Source organism: uncultured Candidatus Kuenenia sp. (assembly GCF_900696675.1).
Classification (GTDB): domain Bacteria; phylum Planctomycetota; class Brocadiia; order Brocadiales; family Brocadiaceae; genus Kuenenia; species Kuenenia stuttgartiensis_A.
On sequence record NZ_CAADGZ010000136.1, the window covers coordinates 1 to 8,670 of the forward strand.

The 8,670-nt window shown below is 40.3% G+C and carries 8 protein-coding genes; 3 read left to right on the plus strand and 5 right to left on the minus strand.

Annotated features, from left to right (window positions below; all coding sequences use genetic code 11):
- Window positions 1–252 precede the first annotated feature (252 nt).
- From leuB to QZT26_RS14835, 3 genes are all read left to right on the plus strand, one after another.
- Window positions 253–1,395: a 3-isopropylmalate dehydrogenase gene (gene leuB / locus QZT26_RS14825; RefSeq protein WP_099326071.1), complete on the plus strand. Its 1,143-nt coding sequence runs from the start codon at window positions 253–255 to the stop codon at window positions 1,393–1,395.
- Between the two features lie 248 nt (window positions 1,396–1,643).
- The gene (locus QZT26_RS14830) at window positions 1,644–1,835 is read left to right on the plus strand and encodes a hypothetical protein (protein ID WP_295103256.1); all 192 of its coding nucleotides are present in this window, start codon (window positions 1,644–1,646) and stop codon (window positions 1,833–1,835) included.
- 154 nt (window positions 1,836–1,989) lie between these two features.
- Window positions 1,990–2,886 (plus strand): formylglycine-generating enzyme family protein, encoded by an 897-nt coding sequence (locus QZT26_RS14835; RefSeq protein ID WP_157820643.1) that lies wholly within the window; start codon window positions 1,990–1,992, stop codon window positions 2,884–2,886.
- A gap of 182 nt (window positions 2,887–3,068) precedes the next feature.
- On the opposite strand, the gene QZT26_RS14840 is transcribed toward QZT26_RS14835, so the two are convergent.
- From QZT26_RS14840 to QZT26_RS14860, 5 genes are all read right to left on the minus strand, one after another.
- The gene (locus tag QZT26_RS14840; RefSeq protein ID WP_295103260.1) at window positions 3,069–4,091 is read right to left on the minus strand and encodes a dipeptide epimerase; all 1,023 of its coding nucleotides are present in this window, start codon (window positions 4,089–4,091) and stop codon (window positions 3,069–3,071) included.
- Entirely contained in the window at window positions 4,088–5,134 is a 1,047-nt protein-coding gene (locus QZT26_RS14845) for a DUF1611 domain-containing protein (RefSeq protein ID WP_099326068.1), read from the minus strand. The genes QZT26_RS14840 and QZT26_RS14845 overlap by 4 nt, the downstream gene beginning before the upstream one ends.
- Before the next feature lie 8 nt (window positions 5,135–5,142).
- Window positions 5,143–5,583, minus strand: coding sequence for a hypothetical protein (locus QZT26_RS14850; RefSeq protein WP_099326067.1), 441 nt, complete (start codon window positions 5,581–5,583; stop codon window positions 5,143–5,145).
- A gap of 337 nt (window positions 5,584–5,920) precedes the next feature.
- Complete coding sequence (locus QZT26_RS14855) at window positions 5,921–7,066, minus strand: MltA domain-containing protein (protein WP_099326066.1); 1,146 nt, start codon at window positions 7,064–7,066, stop codon at window positions 5,921–5,923.
- 414 nt (window positions 7,067–7,480) lie between these two features.
- Window positions 7,481–8,395 (minus strand): formate/nitrite transporter family protein, encoded by a 915-nt coding sequence (locus QZT26_RS14860; protein ID WP_099326065.1) that lies wholly within the window; start codon window positions 8,393–8,395, stop codon window positions 7,481–7,483.
- Between the last annotated feature and the right edge of the window lie 275 nt (window positions 8,396–8,670).

Here is an 8,670-nt window from a genome sequence, read left to right on the forward strand (position 1 = left end):
CTTCATCGAAATGGTGAATCTCCTTTCAGGTGTTTTTTGTTATCAATATACCGCCGAATACCTTGGAAATCCTACCATTTCAATCCTATTCCTGCAACAAGGCTTTGCCTTGTTTGCAGGATTTAGGTTCACTGTTTTTTTTGAACAATACCACTGTTTACGATTTATCTAAAAAATCTTATTTAATCAAATAAGATAAAACTCTATTTTTAATTATTAATTGCTGATGACATGAAAGATGGAGATTTATAAATGAAAAAACGCATTGCGGTGCTTGCAGGAGACGGAATAGGCCCTGAAATAATGAAAGAGGGTTTGAAAGTATTGGATGCAATAGCAAAACAATTCAACCATATCTTTGATTACAAAGAAGCACTGGTAGGCGGTTGTGCTTACGATAAATACGGACACCCCCTGCCCGATGAAACCAAAGAAGTTTGCAACAATTCAGATGCTATCTATTTTGGCGCAGTTGGAGGCCCCAAATGGGAAAATTTACCTCCGGAACTTACCCCGGAACGCGGGGCGCTGCTTCCCTTAAGGGGCACATATAATCTATTTGCAAACTTGCGTCCCGCAATAATTTTCGGTCCGTTGGCTGATGCGGCATCATTAAAATCAGAACGTCTCGAAGGAGGTCTTGACATACTGATTGTTAGGGAACTTACGGGAGGAATATATTTTGGGAGAAACAAGGTAAAAACCCTCACTCTCCACGAAGGTGCCCTGCAGGGGAATTACGCGGTAGATTACATGATTTATTCCGTACCGGAAATCGAAAGGATTGCGGCTGTCGCCTGTGACGCCGCCATGAAACGCAACAAAAAACTCACCTCCGTTGATAAAGCAAACGTCCTTGAAAGTTCAAAATTATGGCGAAAGGTAGTCACTGACTACGTTCAGTCCCACTTTCCCCAGATACAACTTAATCACATGTATGTGGACAATGCTGCCATGCAACTGGCAACGAATCCAAAACAATTCGACGTGATAGTTACCGAGAATATGTTTGGGGACATATTGTCAGATCTCGCTTCCGCCATTACCGGTTCCATTGGCATGCTTCCAAGCGCAAGTCTTGCGAAAACAGGCTTCGGGCTTTTCGAACCCATTCATGGCTCCGCCCCTGACATTGCCGGACTGAATAAGGCCAATCCGTTAGCGCAAATACTCTCTGGGGCAATGCTGTTAAAATATGCATTCGGCCTTAACAGGGAATCAAAGGCTATTGAAGAGGCAATAATGAAGGCGCTGGAAAATGGTTATCGGACAGCAGATCTCGCAAATAAAACTACGCAAGAGGGAAAAATCCTTTTAACCTCCCAGATGGGAGACAAGGTCGTAGAATATTTAATGGTGAAGTCCGAAACAAATTCTAATGAAAAAATGATTTGAAATGCTAAACAAGTACATCTTTCGTATTTGAAAATTAATGTTCAATATTCAACGCTCAATGCCCTTTTGATGTAGAGACCTTCCATAGACTTATGTGGGGTGTGTTCATAAAAGTTGAAGTTTTTTCAAAATACTAAACTGTTATAACCATGGAAGAAGACGAAGCAATCAAGCACCAAAATAGACGCAGAAAACCGGATTTTTGGATTAGGTCTCTTCGTTGGTTTGTTGTGACGAGTTGGATACTTATGATTACTGCATTACTGATTTTTGGGGCAGCAATACCAGAAGTAGAATCGTTCTTTGATAGGAAATTTAGTATGCAGTTAATCAGCACATGGAACCTGAAATTGTCATCGTATCTTTTTCATAATAATGATCGTTTGGCTTTGTGTAAGCATTACAGGGCTGGTTATAAACTCCAGGAGATGCCAGCGTAAGGATGATGAATTCCATATATCCCTTGTTTTTCTCGGTATAATATCGGTTTTTGGAATTATCGTTTATCTTTTCCTTTTTTAGGGGGAAACAATCTCCGGAAAGAAGGTTTTATTGGCTGAATTTTTTGTTGCAGAAAGGGGTGATTGCGAAAGTATGATAAAGGTTTACGAAACTGGAAATGTTTTATTCGAAGATATGATCCTGATTCCTGAAGGTACGTTTTTGATGGGGAGTACAAAGGAAGACATAGAGAAATTATTGGAACAGGATAAAAGTATCGAAACGTATCGGTTAAATAATGAAATTCCGCAGAGAGAGATTTTTTTGAGTGCTTATTATATTGATAAATACCCTGTCACCAATGCACAATTTTCTCAATTTATTGAGGCGAACGGGTATAAAAAAAAGTTGTATTGGTCAGAAGCGGGATGGCAGTATGTTCTTGATTTCAATCCGTCGGGTAGTAATGACATAGACGCCATATTACAAGGTGATAAAGATTGTCCGGCAGTAAATATTTCGTGGTATGAGGCGGAAGCATTTGCCAATTGGGCTGGGAAAAGGCTGCCTACTGAAGCGGAGTGGGAAAAAGCGGCCCGGGGCGCTGACGGAAGAATATATCCGTGGGGAAATGATTTTGACAAAACACGTCTGAATTGCGCCGAAGCAAAAATTGAAAAATCAACCCCGGTGACGCAATATCCACAAGGACAAAGCGTTTACGGATGTTTTGATATGGCTGGAAACGTTTGGGAATGGATTAAGGATTGGTATGATAGTCAATACTACCATAATGCCCCGGATAAAAACCCTCAAGGGCCTGATGTCCCTGAAGAAAAGCCTTATTCCGGAAGACCGGAAGAGGTAGGCGTTTCTATTTATGAATTGAAACCCTCCCTCAGTAAAACACTCGCCACCTGCAAGGTCATTCGCGGCGGTTCCTGGAATGGGTCTGGTATTGTGCATATTCGTTGCGCAAACAGGGATTATGATGAGCCTTCATTTAAAAGCGATATCATAGGGTTTCGTTGTGCTAAATCAATTGAATAATCCCATTCAATGCTCAATGTAAAAGAAAAAAGGCACGGGGATATTTTGGATTTGTTTTGAATTTTATACTTTGTTATTCGGATTTGTTTCGGATTTCGTGTTTTTTATATATTGCTTGTTTGGTTCTGGCTATGCCAGTTTAGGTGTTTAGCGCCTAAACACAAGACTTTCTTTAAAAATAGTTATCCAGCCTTCAATCGAACACCCAGACCATCCCTTTCCGGCAAAGATAACCGTCCTTTCTCAAAATGTACTCCTTCATACGGATCATTTGAAACAAGCAGGTTTCCATCGAGATCAACATAGTCTGCCAACGACATTAAATGGGCTGCCGCAGTAATAGACACAGAACTCTCTATATTGCAGCCTATCATAACTTTGAGCCTATGAGCCCTTGCGGTATGAATCATACGCAGCGCTTCCCGAATGCCACCGCATTTCATCAGCTTTATATTAATTCCGTCCACCATACCCGCCAATCGCGGTATGTCTTTTGAATCTACCACTTCTTCGTCGGCAAAAATGGGAATTTTTACTTTATTTTTAATATATGCCAATGCCTCAAAATCGCCAATAGGAAAAGGCTGTTCCACCAATTCAACGCCAAGCTCTTCCATACGATGCAACCTTTTGATTGCCCCTTCTTTGTTCCATCCGGTATTAGCGTCCACACGAAAAATCGCCCGGGTTATTTTTCGCAGCTCTTCAAGGATTTCTATATCATTATCACAGCCAACTTTTATTTTCAAGACGGGAAGGTCCTTCACCTCTTCAATCTTTTCACACATCTTTTCCATCGTGTCCATGCCTATTGTAAAGGATGTAGCCATTGTGTGATGAGGGTTTAACCCTAATAATGCGGAGAGAGGTATTTTAAGTATTTTACATACAAGATCATGGAGGGCTATGTCAATTGCAGCGCGTGCCGCTGCATTCGCTGTAAAATGTTTTTTTAACTGATTGGTAATATCTTCAATATGAAAAATGTCGCTGTTTTTCAATAAGCCGGCGAATTGGCGAAACGCTTCCACAACACTTGTTGAATTCTCTTTAAAAAAAAGAGACGGAGCCGCTTCCCCAATGCCCGAGACACCGCTTTCTTCTGTTAAAGAAACTATGACGTTGCTCTGGGTGTCTTTTGCTCCCCTTGAAATCCTGAATGTATGTTTTAGTTCCAGGTCTAACGGCTGAAAAGAAATGTTCATGGTAATAGGGGCTGAATGACCTCTAAAAATTTGTCAACGCCAAATCTAATGGGGTCGGTAGCCGGCAGTTTTATTTCCCGTTCTGTTTTTTCTATTTCCCGCAATGCTTCTTCATCAGACATGCCATAGCAATTAAGCGATATACCGAGTACCTTGCAGGATTGAAACGGTTGCACCAGTTTTTCGTTAAGTTCAATGATATGCTGAATAGGCAAAATAGGAAAGTTTTCAAAATGACGCAGTGTTTTGCGGGTTGGTTGATGACACATAATAATACCCTGCGGAAGCGCACCATGCAGCAAACCTACATTTACACCGGAATATGCAGGATGTATTACCGCGCCTTGTCCTTCAATGCACAAGAGATTGTATTGAGCGCGGTCAAGAATGAGTTTTTCTGTTGCGCCGGAGATAAAATCAGACAGGACATGGTCTATGGCGATTCCGCTACCTTCAATAAGAATACCTGTTTGTCCGGTTGCGACAAAACAGGCGTCAATACCTCGTTTTTTTGCGGCATTTGCAATCTCTATAGAGGTAACCATCTTGCCAACATTGCAATCCGTACCGACAGTAAGCACACGAAATGTCTTTACCTCTTTTGCCTTTCCTGTGCCAATGGATAATTTTTCAGGTGGTTTTCGAACGTCATAAATGTTCAACTGATTCTTTTGTGCAAGTTTGCCAAACTCAAGGTCATCACTGATATAGGTATGAAGCCCGCTGATAACATTGAGTTTATTCTGCAGGGCATCTCTGATGTGTATCTGCCATTCAATGGGCAATACTCCACCCAAAGGAGCAATTCCAATAAGGAGTGAATCAGGTTTGAGGTGCAATGTTTCCTTAACCGTACTAAAAATCGGGATGTCTTTTCCTATCCCAATGATTGCCTCAAGATCTTTTCCGGCATTATAGAGATCTATTATGGCAACGACTTCGTCTTTGCAATAACGAACAATGCTGACGGCAGTCTTTGCACTATGGATATCAAGTTTTCCCTCTGTTAGAATAACAAGACGGCGTTTCGATGTTGAAATCATTGGGAAGGTTATTTTTTACTCTTCTTTTCCTTAATTTTTCTTTGGAGTCTTTGTTTGGAAAATCCCTTATACTTACGAATACATTCGGCATATTCCCGTGCATTTAACAACTCATCAAAAATATTAACATCTTCTATCCTAAACTTTATCAACCAGCCACGGACGTAAGGATCATTGCTCAATATTTCCAAATCTTCGTATAAACGCTCGTTAACAGCAACTACTTCAGCATTTATAGGGAGTATAATATCTATCAGATTATCCAGGGATTCTATTTCCCCAAAAGATATCCCGGAGAGAATTTCATCTCCTGATCGCGGAAGGTCTAAAAACAAAAGCTTGCCCAAATCTTTAATAAAAAAATCTGTGAGACCAAAGGTAATCGATTTTTTGTTATCAAAAAACCATCCATGATCCACAGAATATTTATACCGTTCAGGAATTTCCATAAAACCATACCTCACAATAAATTATAACTCGCCAAGGCACAGGCAAAATGTTAACACACTGGTTAAAGGTTGTCAAGGACATTCATTTGTAGCACTAAGAAGGGACATAGAAGAATTTAATATACCTGTAACTGTCATTTCTACCAGATTCCTCAATTGGCAATCGGCAATTTGCCGACTGTAGATTGCCGACTATCGACTGCCGATTGCCGATTGCTACGGTACAATAGAGTATTTCAAGTCCCTAAAAGCTTATTGCAGAGCAAACATTTTGCCATGATAAATGAGAGTATTCCCGATTTTTTGCAAAAAATAACTAGCGAGGATTAAAAAGAACTCAACGTTTTAATAAATAATAAAGCCTTCCATAGGTATTCAAACTACCCGCATCCGACATTGCCCGCTCCCCGATTCCAAAATAAATATCCGCCCGGGCAGCAGTCTGTATGGCGCTTCCCGTGTCTTGGTCCGACACAAAAAAAAGCTTTTCCACCACATTTTTTTTAGTAAACCAGCCTGTTTTTTTTGCCGTCCTCGATTCTAAGACTACAAATGCCAAACCGCCGGCAGGAAACAGTTTCTTATCCGTAGCAATACTCCTCATCGGGGTAACAGGCACGCCAATACACCCATGAGGCACTGCATGATTTACCACTTCAAAGAAAATAAAACGGTCATTTTTATTAATATAAAAATCCAGCTCGTCGGGATGCCGGTCGAAGTAGCTTATGAGTTCAGATAGCGTTAGTTCTTCTTCAGGTATTTTTCCATCCAAAATCAACTGCTGGCCGATACTGGTGTATTCATGTCCGGAATCCGCAGCATATCCTATATAAAGCTTATTGCCCGATATAAGATCAATTTGCGCTGATCCCTGAACATGGATAAGGTAGGCGTCCAATTTCGATTTAAGATAGACAATCTCATTTCCTTTCAAGAGATTATTTTCCTGAATCTCTTTTCTTTTAAAGTAGGGTTTTCTGAAATCAGCAGGTTTTTTGTAAAGAGGGTATTTAAATTCACTATCCGCGGTAAGGCTCCCTTGATAAATCGGCGTCCCATAGCCAGTATAGTGCACTTCCCCGTAAAATTTCTTGCCAACCGCCTGAAAGACTCTGAAATGTTCCGCTATAAACGCATTAAGTTCTGCGTCATTGTTACAATGTACAACACCATCGCGAAAATATTCCAGGGTTTCCTTCAGTTTTTCATGAGAAAAATCCTTCATACGAAATCCATATTTATTGGATTTTGACATGGCAAAATACCTGAGGCTATGGTCTATCGACAGTAAAAGAGAGTTTTTATCATAATCGTCCCTGAAATAAGGAAATTGCCTTGGGTCTTTGATTTCCACCAGGCCGCTGCCGGATTCTTCCGGAATAAGCAACGATCTTTTCTGCGTCGCACAACCAAAATTAATTCCTGTTAATAAAAGGACAATTACAATGCCGGTGTAAAAATGATTCAGGCACAATTTCATAATGAATTTCCCTTTTCTTCAAAATTATGATAGGTAAAACTAAATTTCTAGTAACAGTTCATTCCGATTACAAGTTAATTCTCTCAATTATTCCATATTCCTTGTTCGATATTTGACGGCCGACTGTTCAGTCTGCAATCCACAGTCCACGGTCTGCAATTTGCCGACGGTAGATTGCAGACTGCCGATTGCTGACTGTAGACTGCCGACTTCGATTTGGACTACCTGTAAAAAAATATCAAAAACAACTTAGCGCTTATAGGAATTGAGGGGTTGTTCTACACATCATGGGAACCATTACAATTTTTGATCGATAAAAGCTCCTCCACCATTTTCCAACAGACAAGTATTCTATATGACTATAAAAGATAATCAAAGGAAATCTTAGACAAAATGGTATCTTTTGAAGCGCTTCTATTTGTCGAAAAAATCCTGTTTGACATTAAAATTTATTTTGATAACAGGACGCAGATAAACAAACCAAAACACGATACCCACTAGAATAACCCCGCCCACAATATTCCCAAGGGTAACCGGAACAAGGTTATTCACAAAAAATCCTTTCCATGTTAAAAGTGAAAGGTCTATGGGCTTTCCCGCCATCTTTTCAGCAGCAACAACAACTTCCGGTTGCTTTGACAAGAAAATACCTATCGGGATAAAATACATATTTGCAACACAGTGTTCAAAACCGCTGGCAACAAAACCCCCTATGGGAAAGAGAATCGATAATATCTTATCGGCAGAACTCCGCCCGCTAAAGCAGAGCCAGACAGCAAGGCATACCATAGCATTGCAAAGTACACCCCGCGCCAATGCAAATTTAAAAGACAAATTCACCTTTGTATTTGCTATAAGCAAGGCCTTTGCACCAACCATATGGTTAAACAATTCCCATTGATGGGTATTGTACATCAGGAATACCATCAATAAACTCCCCACAAAATTGCCGGAAAAGGATACTGTCCAGTTATTGGCCACTTCCATCGTAGTTACCCTCTTGCTGACATACCCCATAATAATAAGGCAGTTGCCGGTAAAGAGCTCTGCACCTCCAACAACAACAAGCATGAGACCCAAAGAAAACACTACCCCTGCAATTAATGAATTAATGCCAAAATGTAAAGTCGAATCGCTTATTACTAAAGTAGCGAATTGCGCACCAATTCCGATATAAAGCCCGGCCAGAACCCCCAGGGCAAAAGTCTGGGTGATACCCAATTTTGCTTTTACCAAAGCAATCTTGTCAATTTTGTCCGCAATTTGCGGCGGCGAATAGGCGTCAATATCTATTAATTTAACATGTTTTGCAATTTTACTTTCCGTCACCTTTTGCCTCCTTTCTTAACTATCGGGTAATTAACATAATCTTTTGCTTAAATATCTGAAATAAACATGTAGGGTAGGCATCGCCTCATACGCATCAACCTAACTTTTACTGAAAAGCCAGCAGTTGAAGCAAAGCAGAAGTAAAGAGATTAATTTTTCAGAATGGGGATTCACCTCCCTCATATACTAAGAACTTATTGGGATTGTTGTAACACGGAACGGAATTCTCTGCACAGTGGATACACCATTATTAATTTTACATTTTCGTAAAGTTT